This window comes from Methanosarcina sp. MSH10X1 (assembly GCF_004099695.1).
Taxonomy (GTDB): Archaea; Halobacteriota; Methanosarcinia; order Methanosarcinales; family Methanosarcinaceae; genus Methanosarcina.
Genome location: NZ_SCHL01000008.1, coordinates 26970 through 45630, shown reverse-complemented (window position 1 = coordinate 45630; position 18661 = coordinate 26970). Strand labels below are relative to the sequence as shown.

At 43.6% G+C, this 18661-nt stretch carries 15 protein-coding genes and 2 tRNA genes; 4 read left to right on the top strand and 13 right to left on the bottom strand.

The window, feature by feature from the left end; genetic code table 11:
• Positions 1-255 precede the first annotated feature (255 nt).
• Entirely contained in the window at positions 256-1509 is a 1254-nt protein-coding gene (locus EQO05_RS08315) for a chromosome segregation ATPase (protein ID WP_128505529.1), read from the top strand.
• A 31-nt stretch (positions 1510-1540) separates the two neighbouring features.
• Here the strand turns inward: EQO05_RS08315 and EQO05_RS08310 are convergent, their stop codons facing one another.
• The 13 genes from EQO05_RS08310 to EQO05_RS08250 form a co-directional block, all read right to left on the bottom strand.
• Entirely contained in the window at positions 1541-1996 is a 456-nt protein-coding gene (locus EQO05_RS08310) for a DUF1699 family protein (protein ID WP_128505527.1), read from the bottom strand.
• Between the two features lie 220 nt (positions 1997-2216).
• Positions 2217-4520 (bottom strand): carbamoyltransferase HypF, encoded by a 2304-nt coding sequence (gene hypF / locus EQO05_RS08305; protein WP_128505525.1) that lies wholly within the window; start codon positions 4518-4520, stop codon positions 2217-2219.
• 436 nt (positions 4521-4956) lie between these two features.
• Positions 4957-5586, bottom strand: a complete 630-nt coding sequence (locus tag EQO05_RS08300; RefSeq protein ID WP_205793749.1) for a V-type ATP synthase subunit D — start codon at positions 5584-5586, stop codon at positions 4957-4959.
• Positions 5587-5591: 5 nt separating this feature from the next.
• A complete protein-coding gene (locus EQO05_RS08295; protein WP_128505521.1) occupies positions 5592-6974 on the bottom strand; it encodes an ATP synthase subunit B in 1383 nt (460 codons plus the stop codon).
• A 2-nt stretch (positions 6975-6976) separates the two neighbouring features.
• On the bottom strand, positions 6977-8713 hold the full coding sequence (locus EQO05_RS08290) for an ATP synthase subunit A (protein ID WP_128505520.1): 1737 nt from the start codon (positions 8711-8713) through the stop codon (positions 6977-6979).
• Positions 8704-9006, bottom strand: a complete 303-nt coding sequence (locus tag EQO05_RS08285; RefSeq protein ID WP_128505518.1) for a V-type ATP synthase subunit F — start codon at positions 9004-9006, stop codon at positions 8704-8706. Before EQO05_RS08285 ends, EQO05_RS08290 begins: the two co-directional genes overlap by 10 nt.
• A complete protein-coding gene (locus tag EQO05_RS08280) occupies positions 9006-10088 on the bottom strand; it encodes a V-type ATP synthase subunit C (RefSeq protein WP_128505516.1) in 1083 nt (360 codons plus the stop codon). The genes EQO05_RS08285 and EQO05_RS08280 overlap by 1 nt, the downstream gene beginning before the upstream one ends.
• 6 nt (positions 10089-10094) lie before the next feature.
• On the bottom strand, positions 10095-10646 hold the full coding sequence (locus EQO05_RS08275) for a V-type ATP synthase subunit E (protein WP_128505514.1): 552 nt from the start codon (positions 10644-10646) through the stop codon (positions 10095-10097).
• A gap of 197 nt (positions 10647-10843) precedes the next feature.
• Positions 10844-11089, bottom strand: a complete 246-nt coding sequence (locus EQO05_RS08270; protein WP_128505512.1) for a V-type ATP synthase subunit K — start codon at positions 11087-11089, stop codon at positions 10844-10846.
• 4 nt (positions 11090-11093) lie between these two features.
• Positions 11094-13043, bottom strand: a complete 1950-nt coding sequence (locus EQO05_RS08265) for a V-type ATP synthase subunit I (protein ID WP_205793747.1) — start codon at positions 13041-13043, stop codon at positions 11094-11096.
• Positions 13036-13365 (bottom strand): ATP synthase archaeal subunit H, encoded by a 330-nt coding sequence (gene ahaH / locus EQO05_RS08260; protein WP_128505508.1) that lies wholly within the window; start codon positions 13363-13365, stop codon positions 13036-13038. Before ahaH ends, EQO05_RS08265 begins: the two co-directional genes overlap by 8 nt.
• Before the next feature lie 756 nt (positions 13366-14121).
• Positions 14122-15300, bottom strand: a complete 1179-nt coding sequence (locus tag EQO05_RS08255; RefSeq protein ID WP_128505507.1) for a radical SAM protein — start codon at positions 15298-15300, stop codon at positions 14122-14124.
• Between the two features lie 134 nt (positions 15301-15434).
• Entirely contained in the window at positions 15435-16292 is an 858-nt protein-coding gene (locus EQO05_RS08250) for a geranylfarnesyl diphosphate synthase (RefSeq protein WP_128505505.1), read from the bottom strand.
• A gap of 1357 nt (positions 16293-17649) precedes the next feature.
• Here EQO05_RS08250 and EQO05_RS08245 point away from each other — a divergent pair.
• From EQO05_RS08245 to EQO05_RS08235, 3 genes are all read left to right on the top strand, one after another.
• Positions 17650-17721: transfer RNA gene (locus EQO05_RS08245), tRNA-Gly, on the top strand.
• A 91-nt stretch (positions 17722-17812) separates the two neighbouring features.
• Positions 17813-17897: transfer RNA gene (locus tag EQO05_RS08240), tRNA-Leu, on the top strand.
• Between the two features lie 200 nt (positions 17898-18097).
• The gene (locus EQO05_RS08235) at positions 18098-18415 is read left to right on the top strand and encodes a DUF2795 domain-containing protein (RefSeq protein WP_128505503.1); all 318 of its coding nucleotides are present in this window, start codon (positions 18098-18100) and stop codon (positions 18413-18415) included.
• The last annotated feature ends 246 nt before the right edge of the window (positions 18416-18661 follow it).

Below are 18661 nucleotides of genomic sequence, written 5' to 3'. Positions count from 1 at the left end.
TGCCTGCTATGGTATTTACAGGTTTATCGGGAAAATCAAACCTCCGGATTCGGCTCATTACCCAGAAAATTACTTATAATTCCTACATATCTCCCCGCCAGCCTCCAGACTGAGTGAAATTCCTTTCAGGAGGAAACCAGGGTTATTCTCCCTGGAAACACGGGCAATTAACTAAAAAATGCCCGGAAAATCACACAACTTTTATAAAATGTCATGTTAATTATACTTCAGATATTACTTTGAAGAGGCTCGTGCATGGAAGATCCTGTTATCTCAAAAATAAAGAACCAGTTTGATAAGAAAGGAAATCCGGCAAAGATTCCGCTGATGAGCGGGAAGCATTTTTTTGAAGCTCGATCAGAAACGGATGGGGTCTATGTTGACAACCTTAAAACCCAGCCATTTCTTCCCTGGGAGATCTTTTCCGAAGCCATTAACTGCATAAGAGAAAATGGAGGGAAGACAAAGAAAGGAAACGCGACAAATTCGAGATTGGGAGATTCTAACCTTGGCCTGGATACCCTGGAAGGTCACATTGCCAGCAAGGTCTACGGGTGCAGGATAGGCGATACCGTATTTAAGAGAGTAAACTCTATAGCTTCCATCCTTGCCTGGGCAGGGGTCTGTGAAAACACACGAGGGCATATCAGTCTCCTCTCCAACGAAAAAGAGTTGCAGGTTTCTCATAGTGAAAATGAAGTTTCTCCGGCTTTTAGTGCAGAAGAGAATAGAGATGGTTCAGGAGTAAATTCCCTTTGTTTCCAGCCTGACAGCAGGCAGCTTGAATTGGAAAACCTGGAAGAGGAGCTTGAAGAAAAAATCCGGAAAATAAAAGCCCTTGACGAACAGGCTGCAACCAGAGATGAAGAACTGGGCAGGTTAAGAGAAGAGCTTGAAAGGCATGAAAAACTTCTCCTGGAGAGAGATTTGGAATTGCGAGCCCTTCAGGAAAAACTTACGGATAAGAGTGAGGAAGCCATAAACCTTGAGTCCAGCCTTATAGAAAAAGAAGAAAAGATCGAAAGCCTTACTGAGGAACTCCGTGAGAAAACCGAAAAAATAAACGCCCTTGATGAGAAGCTCTCGGCAAAGGAAAAAGAAATAGAAGACCTTGGGAAAAATATATCCATAAAAGATAAAGACCTTAAGACCCTGGCTGAGGAGGTCATTGCAAAGGCAGGGGAGATGAGGAAAATTGAAGAGAAGCTTTCCGTGAAAGAAAGGAAAATAAACACTATGGAAGCTATGCTTGCCACAGCTGAAGAGAAATTGAAAAAACTTGAGAAGCAGCTTTCAGGTTATGAAGGAGAAGAAAAGCTGGCAGTCCAGCTTAGAGAAAGGGAAGAATTTATAAAGCAATTAAAAGGAACCCTTGCAAGTAAAGAAGAAGCGTTTTCGAAGATTAGCGAGGAAAACCGAAAATATAGAATGCAACAGAAACTCGCATCCGAAGGGCTAAAGCAGATAGAAGAACAGAAAGCCTCAAGAAAATGGTGGAAACGCCTGTAAGCCGCTGGAAGTTAGAGCAAAAACCTTTTATTTAAACTTTATTCATTCGTGGCCGCTCAGGGCCTGGTACCAGGAAAGAACTGTGAAGCAGATGAAGAATCATGTCAGGGCTAATTTTTCTTATATTTATGATCTCCCCTATAATTTCATCCTCAGTTCGTCCCTGGACTTTCAATTCTTTTATTTTTTCAAGCACATAAGCTGGTATTACAAAATAATTGTTAAGATCATGCCAGTGCCCGCTGACATCTCCCTTTACAAGGTGGATCCCTGAAGAAGCAAGGTACATCTTGATAAATTTTGAAAGTCCTTCATAGGAAGATGCGGGAAGTTGAAGTAGTTCTATGCCGGGACATGCCTTGACCAGACTGAAAAGATCCCGGTCTGATGGTCTGAAAGCAAGGTGTACTGCCCTCTCCTCTGCTTCCAGGCCGGAAATTTCGTCCCTGCTTGTGACAACTCTAATGCGTACACTACCTAGCCCCATTTATGCTCCCTTTTCTATCTAAGCATGGATCATTTATTTAATTTTGTATTTCAGTCTTTCTGACCAAATTTCAGTACAATGAGAATACCTGCACTCAAACCCCGCTAAAAAAGATAGAAATTAGAATAGGAATGCTGGAAAGGTCCCAAATCCGGGACTCCCTGAATAAAATTAAACCTTCTTATTAAGAAATCGCAGACCAGCCGATCGGAAGATTCTTTCAGAATTTTTTCTCGGGTTTTATACTTAACCCTGCCGCAAGAGCCTGACCGAAGGAAATACATCCGTCTCCACATGGAACCTGGCAATGGGCCAGAAATTCAAAACCTGCTTCTCTAACAGTTTCTGCAATGCACGAGGTAATGTGATCATTATAGGCAACCCCTCCACTCAAGCCTATTTTTTCGAGCCCCCTTTTTGCAGCCAGAGATGCGGCGAGTTCTGAAACTCCCTTCGCAAGACTTTCTTCAACCGCAAAAGCAAGATCAGAAGAGGAGTACTTTCCGGAAAGATCATATACGCCCATAAGAAGCTCAGTAGTGTCAAGTACGGGAAGTCCTGAATTCATGTCTTTCTTAATGATCACGGGAAGATCAACGGTATGGGTACTCTTCCTTGCAGCAGATTCAAGCTTCATTGCTGGCTCTCCATCATAGGTTCTTATTTTGCAAACTCCAAGCATTGCAGCAGCTGCATCAAGCACTCTACCTGTACTGCTACTTTGGACAATATTTATTCCTGCCTCGAGCTGTTTCATTACAGTTGAAAATTCCATGGTACCTTGCGGGAAGATAAGAGGAAGTTTTTCCAGTTCTGCTCTCCCGAGCCTTTCAAAAAGGATACCCAGAACCATTCTTGAAGGTACCCTCGCTGCAAGGTCTCCCCCTGGCATTGGCTGAGGAAGCAGGTGTCCAATGCGCTTGTGTTCCAGGTAAGAGGATTCAAAGAGTTCCCCTCCCCAGACTGTACCGTCACTTCCGTATCCGACACCATCCAGGGCTATTCCGAGAATCCGGGAATCGAGGGGCAGGGAGTTATCAGCCATCAGTGCCAGCATGTGGGCATGATGGTGCTGAATTTTAAGTGTATTCTCCCCTCCCATCCTCAGTGCAAAACGGGTTGTGTTAAACGCGGGATGAAGGTCACAGCCCCAGCGAAGGGGGTCGATTCCGGTAAGCTGGATAAGGTGCCTGACAACCTCGGAGTGATATTTGAAGGTTTCCACATGACTGGTATTGCCTATGTACTGAGAGATATAGGCAAGCTTCCCTTTTGCTACAGTAACCGTGGAATTCATTTCAGCCCCCACCCCTATAGAAGCTTCGACCTCGAAAGGCAGTTCTATTGGTTCAGGGACAAAACCGCGTGAGCGCCGGATAAAGGCAGCCTGTCCATTCACAATCCGGATAACCGTATCATCATTCCTGTTTGCAATAACCCTGTTGTGCAGCAGGTAAAAATCGGCAATTCCTTTAAGTTTTTCAAGTGACTCTTTATTTTCGACAACCATGGGCCTTCCTGGGAGGTTTGCCGAGGTCATGACGTATACAGCATCGGGTATACAGTCAAAAAGCAGGTTCTGCGTGCCTGTATAGGGGAGCATGATTCCTATGTTATGCAGACTAGGAGAAACCGATTCTGCCAGGTTGAATTCCTCTGACATGGGAAGCACGGTAATAGGGCGGCGGTAGGATGTCAGATATTCCTTACCTGCGCCCTCAACGTCTGCAAAAGTTTCAACAACTGCAGCATTCTTTGCCATAACTGCAAAAGGCTGTTCAGGGCGTTTTAACCGCCTTCGGAGCTCGTCTACAGGCTCCTCCTTTCGCGCATTGCAGGCAATATGGAAACCCCCGAATCCTTTTATAGCAAGAATCGAGCCCCTCTGAAGGAAATCCGAGGCAGATGTAATTGCTTTATAGCCTTTTGCCAGTACATTTCCTTCGGCGTCCGAAAGCCAGATATCTGGTCCGCACTTTGGGCAGCAGACAGGTTGGGCATGGTACCTACGATTAAGAGGGTCAGTATATTCCTTTTGACACTCCGGACAGAGGGGAAAATCTGCCATCGTGGTATTCTCCCGGTCATAAGGAAGGGTTCGGACTGTCGTATATCGAGGCCCGCAGTTCGTGCAGACTGTAAAGGGATAACGGTAGTATCTGGAAGAAGGATCAAAAATTTCAGACCTGCACTGTTCGCAAATAGCCGTATCAGGAGGGATTATGGAATTTTCAAAAATCCCTGATTCGCTGGGTACGATAATAAATTCAGAATACCCCGAAAAGGGGACATTTTTTGTTTTGATTTCCGTAACTTTAGCAAGGGGAGGTTTCTTCTCCGGAAGTTCTCTAAGAAAATTATCAAGGCTTTCCTGATTTCCTTCTATAAGGATCTCTACATAATTTCCCAGATTTTTCACGTATCCGAAAAGCCCATTAGCTTTTGCAAGCTGATATATAAAGGGACGAAAACCCACACCCTGCACTGTACCGGTAATATGTAGAAGCCTTGCTTCGTTTTTCATATAAAATAAAGATAGCTGTTTGTCGTTAAAATAGCTTTCTAAGTAATTAAAAACGTCAAGCAATACTACTGATGGATTAAAATTTGAACCATGGATTGCAGGCACCGGAGAGATATGAGTCTCAGTAAAATAACAGCAGGGTAACAGGTAGAATTCGTAAAACGGTTATAAAAATTACGTGCCAAATTAGATAATTTCAAATAAAAACAAAAGTTTGTGACTGTTTTCAGGATAAAAAACATCCTGAAATTCAGTTCACATAAACTCCGGATAAATTGTCCTTATAATAATAATGAACCCCAGGATCATCATTAAAAGGGAAATCCTCCAGGCCACCTGCAACAGGCGGGCCTGGTTTTTGGGTTCACCTAACTTAAGTATTGCTCTTTCAACCAGATTCGGTCGGTCGTCACACGCTGCCATGTTCAAATCAAGTTTAATCTCTCATTCTTGCCTTAACTCTCTTCAGCCTGAAGGTGTTTTCCCTTTCCATCTCTTCAAGGGCAAAACGGATGAACTTCATGGTCGCAATGAGTTCGGGAATGACTTTGAACTCGAGAGCGTTTACACGCCTCTTGGTCTTCTCGATTTCATCGAGGAGCCTTTTCATTGTTGTTTCCAGCTCTGCAGCGGTAATGATCTTTTCTACAAGGTCCTCATAGGCATCAGCAGTCTCATCGATATACGAGTTTGTCCCGATAATACCGTAGCCCCTTTCGTAGAGGGATTTGCGAACTCCAGTAGAGCTGATCTTTGGCACCACAACACCCATAATATTATGCCCTGAAAGCTGGATTTCAGGAGACTCCTTTGCTGTAAAGGCGGTTGACCTGACTGCAACCATTCCATTTACAGCAGAGGCTAAATTGATTTTCTCTGTACTTTTTGCAAAGGCAGCGTCCAGCTCGGTTCTGACGTTCCTTGCTTCGTTAAGGATCTTGAAGAACTCAAGGATAAGACCATCTCTCTTCATCTTCAGGAGCTTGTGCCCGCTTTCAGATAGCTTGATCTTTTTCTTAAGGTTAATTAATTCCGACCGAGTTGGTTTTACGTCCTGCTGAGCCATGGCAATCACTTACTCTTTCTGTGCGCCGGGTGATATTTCTGGATATATTTGTTGTCAATTCTACCCAACTGGTTTTCAGGAAGGTGAGTGAGAATCTGCCATCCAATTTCCAGAGTATCCTCGATTGTCCTGTTCTCGTTTCTGCCCTGACGGACAAACTTGTTCTCAAAAAGGTCAGCGAACTCTAGGAACTTGGTATCTCTTTCGGACAGAGCTTCCTTACCGACGATTGCGACGAGACCTCTCAGGTCACGCCCTTCTGCATAACCTGCATACATCTGGTCAGAAACCGCCTTGTGGTCTTCCCTGGTCTTGCCGGGTCCAATACCTGAGTTCATCAGCCTTGACAGGGACGGCAGCACATTAATTGGCGGGTAAATACCCTTTCTGTGCAGTTCTCTGGCAACCACGATCTGGCCTTCAGTAATATACCCTGAGAGGTCAGGAATCGGGTGGGTAATATCGTCACCAGGCATTGACAGAATCGGAATCTGAGTAACTGATCCCTTGGCACCTTTGACAATACCTGCACGCTCGTAGAGAGTTGCAAGGTCAGTGTACATGTAACCAGGATATCCACGGCGACCAGGCACTTCGTTACGGGCGGCACCCATCTGACGAAGGGCTTCTGCATAGTTTGTAATGTCAGTCAGGATGACGAGAACGTGCATGCCATGCTCGTATGCCAGATACTCGGCTGCTGTAAGAGCCATACGCGGGGTAACTATACGCTCGACAGCAGGGTCGTCTGCCAGGTTCAGGAACACAACTGCCCTTTCCAGAGCGCCTGTCTTTTCAAAGTCGCTCATGAAATACTGGGCTTCTTCATTGGTGATGCCCATTGCTGCGAACACCACTGCGAAAGCGGATTCGGAACCGGGCACTGAAGCCTGCCTTGCGATCTGCAGGGCAATTTCATTGTGTGGGAGACCTGATGCTGAGAAAATAGGCAATTTCTGTCCGCGAACCAGGGTGTTTGTCCCGTCGATTGTGGAGATACCTGTCTGGATAAAGTCTTTAGGAGGCAACCTGGCGTACGGGTTCATTGCGGCTCCGTTGATATCCAGCAACTGGTCGGGCACAATCCTTGGTCCGCCATCCCTTGGGTCTCCTGAGCCGGAAAGGATCCTGCCGAGAAGGTCAATGGATGCGGGAAGCTTCAGGGTTTCTCCGGTGAAGATTACACCGCAGTCCTTGTCAAGCCCACCAGTACCCTCGAAAACCTGGACAACCACAATGTCGGCGGAGGAGTCAAGCACCTGACCTCTACGAACATTTCCATCAGGCATTTTAATGTTAACGATTTCGTTATAACCTACAGGCTCTGTTTTCTCGACAAAGATAAGAGGCCCTGCAATCTGAGTGATTGTCTTATATTCTTTTGCCATGCTTATTTACCTCCCAGGGCTGCAAATTCCTTATCCATCTTTGCAAGGACCGCATTCAAAGAACCATCGAAGTCCTCTTCGAACTTTACCTTGGGGAGCTCGTCCTTTGATTCCATCTTGACAATTTCCGAAGAAGGTACACCTGATTTCAAGGCATCCATTGCAGCGTCTCCCCATTTCATAATGGCCTGCATGATCCGGTACTGTTTTGCGAACGGGCTGTAGGTATCTATTGGGTGGAATGCATTCTGCTGCAGGAAGATTTCCCTTATCATACGGGTAATCTCAAGCAGGAGCTGCTGTTCTTCCGGCAGAGCATCAGAACCGACAAGCTGCACGATTTCCTGCAGTTCGGATTCTGTTTGCAGCATATCCATTGCCTTTTCCCTCATAGAAACATAGTCGGGGGCCACGTTAGCATTAAACCAGTCATTAAGGTCTTCCTTGTACAGGCTGTAACTGTTCAGCCAGTTGATTGCCGGGAAGTGACGCCTCTGAGACAGCTTTGCATCCAGAGCCCAGAATACCTTCACGATACGCAGGGTGTTCTGAGTGACAGGCTCGGAGAAGTCACCGCCGGGAGGGGATACTGCACCGATAGCAGTAATTGAACCTTTCTCGCCACAGAGAGTCTCTGCAACTCCGGCACGCTCGTAGAATTCTGCCAGCCTTGCAGACAGATAAGCAGGGTAACCTTCTTCACCAGGCATTTCTTCAAGACGGGAAGAAATTTCTCTCATGGCTTCTGCCCACCTTGAGGTGGAGTCTGCCATCAGGGAGACGTCATATCCCATATCACGGAAGTATTCCGCAAGTGTCATTCCTGTATATACGGATGCTTCTCTTGCAGCCACAGGCATGTTTGAAGTATTAGCGACAAGGATGGTACGCTCCATGAGTGGCCTTCCAGTCTGCGGGTCTTCAAGTTCCGGGAACTCCCACAGAACATCTGCCATCTCGTTTCCGCGCTCACCGCAGCCGATGTAGACCACAATCTCGGTGTCACTCCACTTTGAAAGCTGCTGCTGTGTAACAGTCTTGCCCGAACCGAAAGGTCCTGGAATTGCAGCAGTTCCTCCCTTTGCGACAGGGAAAAGCCCATCAAGGATTCTCTGCCCTGTGACCAGAGGCTTATCAGGAGTAAGTTTTCTCTTTACCGGCCTTGGTTTTCTGACTGGCCATCTCTGCATCATTTGCAGTTCTGTCCCGTCAGTTAAGGTACAGATGGTATCTACAACAGTAAAGTTTCCACCTTTTATATCGGCAACTGTACCGGAGACGTCAGGAGGCACCATAATCTTGTGTTCAATGTTCACGGTTTCCTGAACAACACCGATAACCTCTCCACCACTTACGTGGTCGCCTTTTTTGACAACAGGTTTGAAGTCCCAGAGTTTCTGGTGGTCAAGTCCGTCTGCAGTGACACCTCTGCCAATGAAACCGCCAGTCCTTTCAAGCAGGACATGCAGTGGCCTCTGAACCCCGTCATAAATACTGGAAAGAAGACCTGGACCAAGCTCCACGGCAAGAGACATACCTGTAGTGACACAGGGTTCTCCTGGTCTGACGCCTCCTGTCTCTTCATATACCTGGATGATAGTTTTCTCTCCTACTATCTGGATGACTTCGCCCATCAGCCCTTCGTTACCGACTTTGCAAAGGTCATACATCTTTGCATTCAAGCCGATAGCGGTGACGACAGGCCCAGCCACACGATAAATTTCACCTTTTACTTCCACAGATCAACACCTACCGCTTGTTTTATTTTATCTCTTAAATTTGAGCCTGCTCCGCTGCCTCCTAGCGCTACTACTGTAGGCTGGACAGACTCATTTAAGTTTTTCCTCAAAAGTTCCGGCAGATTACTAATGTCATCATTATGCATTACAAGGATTCCAACACTTCTATCTTCAAGCACAGATTTTATAACGGACTCTGTAGCCTTGATGTCAGTGGTTTCATAAACCTTACTGATGCCAGCCAGCCTGAACCCTGTAACAAATTCGCTCTTTCCAATCACTGCTAACTCCATTAAATAATCACCAACTGGTCTTTGATTAACTCATCACTGAGGCCAGTTTCTTTACCTCTGAAAATGATCCGGAGATTGGTAGCCTCATTATTTTTATGAATGATATAGTCCAGAATAGGTACAACTGTGATCGGAGATACATGCGAAAGAATGGTTGAAGATTCAAGATAATATCTTGTGAGCCTGCTTTCGAGAGTGTTCAGAGAAGCCATGTCCGAACCTGTAACGCCTGAGATTGCATCCCAGTACTGAGTTCTTTGAAGCTCGTTGACAAATTCGTCATATTGTAGAGACGCCAGTTTCTCGGTTTTTAACTCGAGACCACCTTCAATCATGAGGGGCATGATTTCATCAAGCTGAACGACTCCTGCTTTTTTCAGCCTGAAGAGATTAATCAGGTTCTTAACGTCTACTTCCAGTTTGACAACCTTGGTAAAGAGCTTGCGGTCCTTGGATCTTGGTTTTCCGATTGCTTCAAACAAGCCTGCATAATACATCTTGTCAAGTTCGTTTTCTATATATGCCAGGTTGGTTCCGTCAAATTTCTGCAGCAAGGGGTAGTACTCAGTATATTTCAGGCCTTCAATGACTTCCTGGTATGTAGCCTTGGCTGCAAGTTCTGACATAGAAGTGTAAGTAAACTCCCCGGCAGCAATCAGAGATTCCAGGATATCTTCAACAGACGCGTTGTAGAGTTTACCACGGAGAAGTGTCTTTATGTTCCAGATGTCATATCTTTTCAGATATGCGACAACCAGATAGTTCAATTCTCCTGTAGTGATTCTTACCAACTTATCATAGGTGAGCGCAAGATTCCTGTTCAATGCATGTTCTGCCAGATCGCCACCACTATATTTCATTGCCAGTTCGTCAACATCGTTTTTGTATTCAGACTCTTGGATAAAGCGGGTGATTTCATCAATCCCCATGTTAAGAAGCCGGGGATACGATTCTTTAGGAAGCAGCTTACTTTTCATCGCGCGGACACGGGTTACGGCATAAGCATAGTTAGAACTGCCTTTTTTCTTTTTATCGGATTTTCGTGAGGGCTTTTTCCCCCAGAGATTCTCCAAAAGCGGCATCAAACATCACCCGTATAATATATCAGATATCTGCTTCAATGAACGTTCATACACGTCTTTCAGGATTGAATCGTATGTGAAATCTAACCTGATTGTTCCATCCTGGTTTTCCAGAACAACTCCGCCGATGGAATCAATATTGCCAGCGTAAGACAGAGAAGTTAACTTTTTGACGGTCTCTTCTGACTCCTTAGAAGAGTAAACTCTAGCACCGCTAGCTTCATACTTGTTGAGAATAATCTTCAACAGCTCTTCTTTTTTGGATGCCGGCATTGACTTGATTTTTTCAACTGTCTGACTATAAACTTTATCTAGAAGTTCCTTACGCTTGTTAAGCGTAATTCTTTTCACTTCCAGGTTTGCACTTGATATGACCTGCTGGTGCAGATTTTGGAGGTCCTCTTCCGACTTGGCAAGGCTGTCTCCGAGCATCTTCTTCTGAATATCTTTAGCTTCATTTATGATCTCGGAGGCCTTTGCATCGCCTTCGGCTTTAATACGGGAAACCTCAGCTCTTGCACCCTCTTGGATGTCTTTTACAACGATCTCTAGTCCCATGCTTACACCTCCAAATAAATTTAGAGCAAAAAAGTGCTCTAAAGCCTAGAGCAGAAACTCTAAGCTGCTTAGAGTGCAACGATACCTAAGGGGAGCTTAGAGCACTATAATTGCTCCAAGCTTGCCTGGTAAGGAAAAAAGTCCAGGTAAGCTTAAAGCAATGCTCTAAGAAATTTAAGAGCAGAGTGCTCTTAAATTTAAGCAGAATTGATAAGCAATGCAACGACAAGACCGAAGATAACAATGGTTTCTGGAATGACAGTAAGGATCAGACCCTTACCGAATAATCCCTCATTTTCTGCCATTGCGCCGATTGCTGCTGTACCGATATCTTTCTCAGCTATTGCAGATGCAAGACCAGTTACTGCGATTGCGATTGATGCGCCGAGTGCTTTCATTCCTGCTGCGTCCAAAAAGAGACCTGCTGTTGCTCCGTCTGTCATGTTTTTATTCCTCCGTGTATTTTCTTATATATCCGAATGGGTTGAATTTTCTGCCCCCGCCCTCATAGAATTTTCCGAAGAATTCTACATACTGCAACCTGAGTGCATGCAGTCCGGGAGCGATAATACTCAGAACAGTGTTAAGGCCATGTCCGAGTATAAATACGATTATTGCAGCTACTGCTGCGAAGCCGATCTGAGAATGATCAGCCCAAATCATTTTGAAAGCAATATCATTTACCGTACCTGCGATGTAAATCGAAGACAGACCGACTGCGATAATACGGGCATACGAAAGTGCATTCCCCATAAGAGATGGCAACTCGATCGGGCCTTTGATACCTTCACCCATGGTGAGCATCACGACACCGAGAACAAGAATACCAGCGCCAACATAGGTGAGCACTGAATTGCCGCCAAAATAGCCGAGAACTGCAACGAGCACACCAAGCTCGATAATGATCCAACTGCCTTTTTCAAGGACTGCATGTTTCATTCCATGGTGCCTGGCGATGTTTGAAAATCCGAACAGGAAACCAAGATTTAAATGAATCAGTCCTACTAAGACACTTATTGCAATCATAGTCATTACCATGTGAGACCTGTGAATCGGGAAAGTAAATGCCTCGCCTCCGATACTCTCAAAGAGCGTGATAGTTTCCCAACCCGGAATCAAGCCTGCCGTCACTCCATGTGCGGTATGCAAACTTGCAAGCGAGAATCCAAGGAACTCACCATAAAGAACTCCAAAGAGAATTGACCATAACTGACAATAGATAAGAATATTCATGAGAGGCTTCACTGCATCTGACTTTACCATTGCTTTGATAGCCAGCGCAAGCCCTCCCAATATCAGTGCATATCCGATGTCTCCGAGAATCATTCCATATATCAGCGGGAAGGTGATGAAAATCGCTGCCGATGGATCAATTTCAGTATATTTGGGCCTGGAATACAGATCCATAATTTCCTGCATCGGTGCCACAGTTTTTGAGTTATTGTACTCGACAGGGGCATGTTCCTCTTCCTCTTCATGAACTTCGAGGCTGGTGACATATGCCTTGCCTTTAGTGGCACTGTTAACTACACTGACAACCTTGTCGTAATCTTCGGTGGGAGTCCAGCCATCGATTATGAACGCGTTTGCAGATGTAGCTATTCTAAGAGGCAGTTCTGCTTTCTGACTCTCGATACTCAGGACTTCGTCGCTGGCAAGGATAAAATCGGCGTACTTGGTTTTCAAGGACTCGATCTCACCCTTCAAGGATTCGATCCTTCTGGTGACTTCGGCTTCTTTCTGTTCAATGAATCTTAACAGTTCGCTTGGGACACCACCTCTGTCTGGAACTCTAAGTTCTTTGAATCCAAGACCCTGAAGTAATTCGTAGACTTTGTCAGCATCATTTTTAGCTACAAACAGTACAACTGCTTTTGATTGAGGGTCATAGTACAGTTCGTAAGCTTGGGTGATACTCGAAATCTGACTCGCTTCCAGGCTACCTTTTACAGTGCCTGCGAAAACCTTGAGACTCTCGTAGCCACGGTAGTATTCGAAGTCGAGGTTGATGGACAGATAAGGCAGGATTTCCTTTTTCTGGGAATCCAGGTCCTTTAATTCGTTTTCAAGCTGGGAAATTGTTTCCGTTTTAGCTGAGATTGTCCTATCCAGTTCATTCAACTTCGAGTCAAGTTCCCGTAAGACAGCATCAGATTTCTGAACTGCCGGTTTTTTGCTTTCAATCCCCAAATAATTGGCGATAGAGCGGATCTTCACAAGCTTTTTAGAGACTTCTTCTGCGTTTTTAAATGGCTTGCTGATCTTAAAACCAGACTCGTCTTCAACAAAATCTTCGACGTGAAAAAGATTCGTATCATGCAATGCATCGATGGTTTCTTTTAGAATGCTTTTGTGCCCGACAATAACGGCCCTTGTCATCTCTTTAGGTCTACTCATTAAGGACCGCCCTCTCAAACTCCTGTACTAGGTAATTGACGGATTTGTCGATGTTAGCTTGAGCTTTTTGGGACATGGCTAATGCGTTTTTTTCACCATCGATGACGATCTTATCTCTTTCCTCCAGGATCTTTTTTTCACCCTCTTTAAAAGAGTCTTGTGAAGCTTTATGTGCATCAATTTCGGCCTGTTTCAGGATTTCCCTGGCTTCAGCCCGAGCATCGGAAATGCGCTTGTTTTTAGCGTCAATGGCTTCGTCAACCATTGATTTGGCGCTTTCCTCAGCTTTTTTTATTTCAGATAAGATTTCATTTTTAGCCATGTGAATCTCCGTCTCTCAAAATTTAATATATAAATTAATAATTAAAAATCTCTACTCCAATGGAGGTAGTTAACAAATCCTTCGTGAAAGAACTATATAACAGCTTCGGTTTTATCAAAGAAGAGGAGAGAAAATATAATGAAAAATCATGATACATCCAGTGTATAAGAAATTTTTAAGAAAATGGGAAATATAAATAGTGAAATATACGATTAAAATGAAAAAGATTAAATATAACAGTAAAAAATAATTCGATCCCGACAGTGAAATATAATTAAGTAATGAAAAATTATCAAATTGAAAACCTGAAAATAAAATGTAAAGCGTAACCCTAATTATAAGAGATAAAATCCGATGTATATATTCAAAACTGTATTAAAGTCAGTTAAAAAATTATAAATGGATGATATTATAGAAGGCATTTTAGCCACTCTTCATTGGAACGGAAGCTTTTAAAGGCTTTTTGAACCAAAGTACAGAACTTACTTTCAGGCGGAAATTGGTGAAAATTTTCATTCGGTTAAGCCGAGTTTCAAAAAAACCAGACCTTTCGAAAGCTAACTTTTTAAAATAGGCTCCTGTCCGACCCCCAATAACAGATGAATCCGGTATGCAGATTTCAGTATTCAACTTTCAAGTTGGGAAATCAGTCTGTTTTCCGTGAAAAAAAGGAGTATTTCGGGAAAAAAGCCCTGAAAACGTTTATTCTCCGAAGCTGTAATTTAAAATACCGAACTAAAAATAACATAAAAAATGTTATTTAAGTCTGTAAGGAATTCTTGCGCCCTGAGGAATGGTATGAATATATTCCTTCCGAAAATCAGGGTTGCGCATCATGCAATAAGCGGCATCCTTTTTGTAGGCGTTATGCTTGCCCATACGCTTCCAGATGGCTTCCAGAGACTCCTCACAGATATTTCCAAAAGAGAGAGGAGTGTAAGCACAGGGCATAACTTCCCCATCCGAAGCAACGTGCACCCAGCGTTTTCCCGCAAAGCACCCGAACAGGCTGGGACCCATAAAGTATGGGAAAGCGGTCACTCTGGGACCTTCAGGTCTGGCATTCATTGCTTTCTGGAATCTCTCAAGCCGTGAGACATCTTTCTCACTTATCACTTCATCCTCGTGATCAAGCCAGCGTCCGACTGCAATTATTTCGTAGATCGAGAGTTCATGCATCCCAAGGCCAACTGCAAGGTTATAAAATTCCTCAAGGTCGTCAATGTTGTGAGGGGAAACGACCACAAACATATCTGTAAGGATCCCTGCATCTCTCGCGTTCTTTATTCCGGCAACTGCATCCCTGTATGCCCCCTCTCGACCCCGAATGCGGTCGTGTTCAGCTTCAAATGGGCTGTCCAGACTGATTCTTGAGGCGTAAAGACCTGCAGCTTTAAGTTCCCTTGCCCTTTCTTCGGAAAGCTTGAAGCCTGAGGTAAAGCAGGTAGCGATTGCCCTGGATTTGTCTACTCTGGCTACCATCTCAGGAAGGTCGTTTCGGAGCATGGTCTCCCCGCCGTCAAAAGAGATAAGATAAGACCCAAGATCCAGGCTCTGGTTCACAGCCCCGGAAATCTCATCAAGGGTCAGTTCCTTTTCCGGCTTAATATCGGCTGCTCCGCAGTGGATGCAGCGATTGGGACAACGGGCAGTAATTCCTATTGATAACTGATCAGGAACTCTCTTTTTCCTGATGGCTGCAATCTCAGCACTTATTACGCGACTGAAAACAGGTCCCGGAATAGGTGGGATCCATGTAGAGAAAATAATCTCGTTCTCATTCATTGAGATAGGTTTTTCTTCCGCAAAAATGCTGTTTATTCGCTTGAGGAAGGGTTTTGCAAGCTGAGAAAGAGGACCTTCGGCATCAAGCACCATTTTTTCGTTTTCTGTACTGGCATTTACTTTAAGCACCGGACTATCATATACTCGCATGGATACACCTGGTTAAGTTAGTGGCAAAATTGGAAGAGTTATTAGATTAGATAAAACCTGAATGATATCATTTTCACGTTTTAAATCAGGAAATTCGGCGGATTGCAACTCATTTTTCAGTAAGAGCCGGTCGATTAGACATTTTCAAGCATATCAACAGTGATATAATCAGTAATCTGGAAGAGTTTATCCCTTGCAGGACATTCTTTGAATGTTAGAAGGGTCTCTTTTGCGGCATTAACATGCAACTTTACGGCATCTATGGATTTTTGTATTGCTTCTTCCTTTGACAGATTCATCATGTACACGTGCGGCAGAGTCTCAGATGTGAATTTTGATTCCTTGCCTTCGACCACTTCCAGAAACTCAAGAATATCATCAACAATCTGGTATGCCGTTCCCAGAGAATTTCCAAAGAAATTAAAACGCCCTGCCAGGGCTTCGTCAGCCCCTCCGGTATATGCCCCTATGGAAGCGCTGATCGCAAATAAAGAAGCTGTTTTCTTGTAAATGCAATCGAAATAATTGCTTTCCCCGAAATTGTCCTTATCAAACCTCAGGTCAAGGACTTCTCCTTCGGCCATATCCATTCCGGCTTTCCCGAAGTCTTTGATTACTCTTTCCCCATAAGGAGAAATAAGTTCAATTGACTTTGCAATTAAATAGTCCCCGCAAAGAAGTGCTTTCGACGGGCCAAATTTTTCAGGAGCTGAAGGCAGGTTTCTTCTAATAAGCCCCTGGTCCAGCAGGTCGTCGTGAATAAGAGAAGCCGAATGCATCATTTCTACAGCAAGAGCTGCTTCAAGGCTCTGGTGGTACGTACCTGAACATATCTCACTGGAGAGAAGGAGTATAATTGGTCTTATTCGCTTTCCTCCGGTATTACAGACATGTTCTACCATTTTTTTTAAACTGGGTTCTTTCATTTGAGTAATGAAGGTATTTATTCCGAATTCAACATATCTGTATTCTTCCCACTCTTCAATGTTCATCAATATTACTCCGTGTGCTTGGACGGGCGCCCAATAGCGATATTATCCGCTTCAAACTTAGGTTCAGAGACATGGTTCAGCTAATACTTACCTGTTTTCCTTCAGCAAGATTGGAGGGAAAGCTGCCTGTATATCCTAGATGAACTTTCAAGTTCTCATTGTTTTCGTCTCTGGTTCGAAAACTGTCAGTCTGAATGCCACCTCAAATTTCCGTATTCTATAATTTCCTGCACTTTACTCTCATTTCCTGGGATTTTACTCCTATTTTGTGGGATTTCACTTTTGCCCTGAACGGATCTGTGGGAACAGACAAAACATCAGCTATCACAAAACGACTAACCGAAGACTCAACGCCGCATATGTCTATAAAGAACACGCCAGCAGTTAGAAAAAGCGCAAGCAGTGTTCTATTTCATATCCATCTAAAACTCCGTATAACGCGATCATTACATTAAGTTTTTGTTAAGTCCTGAATATTTAATCAGTTATTAAAAAGAAAGATAAAATATCCATTCAGTATGGTATAAAGAAATTCTACCTGTATCCCCCTTGGGGGGACAAAATTGTTTTCACACTTTGAATGTTGGATTAGTGCAGATATCAGAATAGAATAATTTTAAAAGATAGATACAAAAAGACAGCCTTTTTTATTTAAAAATTAATAAAAAATAGAAAATATAACAAAAAGCCTGATTTTAACAGAGTAATAAAATAATATCATATGGAGTATATCCAGGAGAATATACTCTAAAATATATGCGTTAAAAAGATCAGTCTTATACGAAAAACAGGTTGACAATAAGATAAAACTATGTGTATAAAATTAAGATATATAACAAATAGCTATATAAAAGGAGATATTTAAATACTAATTATCAGCAGACCATATGTAATATCCATCCCTGACACTTCAATATGCAACTTCCAGCGCACACCTGCACTTAACCAGTAGTCATTAGAGATAATAGGATTTTTTAACTTTATAACCCACTAAAATTTGAGATATAAGGGCTGTAATTTTGATATCAATCGGCTTGACCACAAACATGGCGTCGCTTGATCAAAACTGTTGACCCGCAACCGTTGTGCCGAAACCGTTGCGCCGGTTTATCACGCTCCGGTTACACCGGTCTAAATAAAGCATTAGTTTTTGATAAAACTTTTTTAAAAAAAGTTTTCGCTCAAGCTTTTTTGTAAAAGGCTTGCGTTGCGCCGATTTATCACGCCGTTTCCCGGGGGTTTTCGCTCAAGCCTTTTTTGAAAAGGCTTGCGATCAAGCGATTTTTTGAAAAGGCTTGCGAGACCCGGATAGCGAAAAGAATATATATAAGAAATACCTCTAGATGTGTTGCAGTTTGCGTTGATGGTCTAGTGGCTATGACTTGGGCCTTCCAAGCCCAAAACCCGGGTTCGAATCCCGGTCGGCGCATTAATATTTTTTAGAGAAAAAATATAGATTGCTCTTTTTTATATATATTAATGAAGTTAATGAAGTACATAAAATAAAATCAGACATTCGTGCGAGGGTTGCCCAGCCAGGTCAAAGGCGATGGGCTTAGGACCCATTTTCGTAGGAATTCGTGCGTTCGAATCGCACCCCTCGCATTCATATTACAGCACACTTTTCTCAACCCTTCATACCGGATTTTTACAGCGCTCTTTGACGAAGTAATATCACTCAGTAGGGAAACTTCCAGTAACAAGCGCCCTGATTTTAAAATATATAACCGAGTATTTATTTATAGGATTAATATAATTGTTTAAATCGGGGGTAAATCCATAAAACATGGGGAAGGTGAAAAGGTATGAGGGCAAGTGCCAGTACAATGCAGGAAGTTTTTAGAAATATGCAGTTTCCAGCGAGAAAAGAGCAAATTGTAGAACAAGCCAGAAGACAAAACGCTTCCAGCGACATAATAGAAGACCTGCAAACACTTCCTGATAGAGAATACGAATCATCCGACTCTATCATGAAAGCTATAGAAGGAGCAGGTCGAACAGCCGGTGGGGGTGCGGGAGGAAAAAGTCAGGGTTTCGGTGGAACCGGCACTGGTGGGTCAGGTGGAGGTGGCTCGTCAACCGGAGGCAGCAGCCAGGGTTTTGGAGGGAGAGGAGGAGAGTAACCAGCTTCTCCAGAATTGTCAATATCAGTATCCCTAAATAATTTATATAAAACTTGAAATATAAAAAGGTCGGATTTACCCCCGATCGATACTATGATTGATTCTGCAGAATCACAAAATATAGTAAAATAGCTCTGAAAACAGCTCCAGAAAGAGATTTATTGAATTGTAGCCTATAGATCAGGTCAGTTATCTAATTTTCTTGATTTTCCATGTAGAAGTTCCCGCTTTTTCATTTTCATGAAC

Coding starts and splice junctions, on each gene's coding strand:
- hypF (WP_128505525.1), bottom strand. CDS start 4,520: ATGAAAAACGAAGCAAGGCTTCTACATATTACCGGTACAGTGCAGGGT.
- EQO05_RS08315 (WP_128505529.1), top strand. CDS start 256: ATGGAAGATCCTGTTATCTCAAAAATAAAGAACCAGTTTGATAAGAAA.
- EQO05_RS08250 (WP_128505505.1), bottom strand. CDS start 16,292: ATGAACATTGAAGAGTGGGAAGAATACAGATATGTTGAATTCGGAATA.
- EQO05_RS08295 (WP_128505521.1), bottom strand. CDS start 6,974: ATGGCAAAAGAATATAAGACAATCACTCAGATTGCAGGGCCTCTTATC.
- EQO05_RS08270 (WP_128505512.1), bottom strand. CDS start 11,089: ATGACAGACGGAGCAACAGCAGGTCTCTTTTTGGACGCAGCAGGAATG.
- EQO05_RS08310 (WP_128505527.1), bottom strand. CDS start 1,996: ATGGGGCTAGGTAGTGTACGCATTAGAGTTGTCACAAGCAGGGACGAA.
- EQO05_RS08255 (WP_128505507.1), bottom strand. CDS start 15,300: ATGCGAGTATATGATAGTCCGGTGCTTAAAGTAAATGCCAGTACAGAA.
- EQO05_RS08235 (WP_128505503.1), top strand. CDS start 18,098: ATGAGGGCAAGTGCCAGTACAATGCAGGAAGTTTTTAGAAATATGCAG.
- EQO05_RS08300 (WP_205793749.1), bottom strand. CDS start 5,586: ATGGCTCAGCAGGACGTAAAACCAACTCGGTCGGAATTAATTAACCTT.
- ahaH (WP_128505508.1), bottom strand. CDS start 13,365: ATGGCTAAAAATGAAATCTTATCTGAAATAAAAAAAGCTGAGGAAAGC.
- EQO05_RS08265 (WP_205793747.1), bottom strand. CDS start 13,043: ATGAGTAGACCTAAAGAGATGACAAGGGCCGTTATTGTCGGGCACAAA.
- EQO05_RS08285 (WP_128505518.1), bottom strand. CDS start 9,006: ATGGAGTTAGCAGTGATTGGAAAGAGCGAATTTGTTACAGGGTTCAGG.
- EQO05_RS08280 (WP_128505516.1), bottom strand. CDS start 10,088: ATGCCGCTTTTGGAGAATCTCTGGGGGAAAAAGCCCTCACGAAAATCC.
- EQO05_RS08275 (WP_128505514.1), bottom strand. CDS start 10,646: ATGGGACTAGAGATCGTTGTAAAAGACATCCAAGAGGGTGCAAGAGCT.